This is a genomic window from Falsiruegeria mediterranea M17, from assembly GCF_900302455.1.
Classification (GTDB): Bacteria; Pseudomonadota; Alphaproteobacteria; order Rhodobacterales; family Rhodobacteraceae; genus Falsiruegeria; species Falsiruegeria mediterranea.
Genome location: NZ_ONZG01000048.1, coordinates 1 through 679, shown reverse-complemented (window position 1 = coordinate 679; position 679 = coordinate 1). Strand labels below are relative to the sequence as shown.

Genomic DNA, 679 nt, shown 5'->3' with positions numbered 1-679 from the left:
CGAAGCACAAATCCTGATCGAACAATGGAGAAAAAACTACAACACGAAACGTCCACATAGTGCCCTAGGTTATCGCCCGCCAGCGCCCGAAACCATCGTCCAGATGGACCAAAGGCCAATCATGCACCAACAATCAAACCGGACCACTCAGGTGGGGCTGATCACGTTGTCATGCCAGGTGGCAACGCCTGAAATATGAATCAGTTTTTCGATAAAGATTTTGTCGGGTACACTATTTACCAAAGAAGTTTGCAATCATGAGGTGTTCTAAAGATTTCACAAACTCCAATGAGTTGCCAGCTCTTATGTATCGAACGCACTCACAGTGGGTAAAAAATCCGGACGTGCATTGAGAACGCTTGGCAGCGCCCGCTCTATGCCGTCCAGCGAAATTTGTAGAGTCCGGTTCTTGGGCGTAGCTGCCGTTCGTGGCACTCGGCATCGCACCCGCAGCGAAGGTCCGCTTTTGTCAAAGTGGTTTCTAGGCACCATGTCCGCTTTGGGCTGACACCAGTCATCCAAGCATGACACAGCGGAGGTCCGCTACGAGCCGATTTTGTTGAAAAACTGATACTTGATCGAGGCATGATCTGCTGATTCAATTCTCTTATTGATTGGGAGGATTGGCGATGATGGGACCCAAGCAGGAAGCGCAGGCGGCACTGTTTTACGAGTTCTC

General features: G+C 50.1%; 1 protein-coding gene. It reads left to right on the top strand.

Translation table 11 applies throughout. From position 1 onward, the window contains the following. On the top strand, nt 1-199 hold a 199-nt coding region (locus TRM7615_RS26095; RefSeq protein WP_235824220.1), incomplete at its 5' end, for an integrase core domain-containing protein. Nucleotides 200-679: the final 480 nt, after the last annotated feature.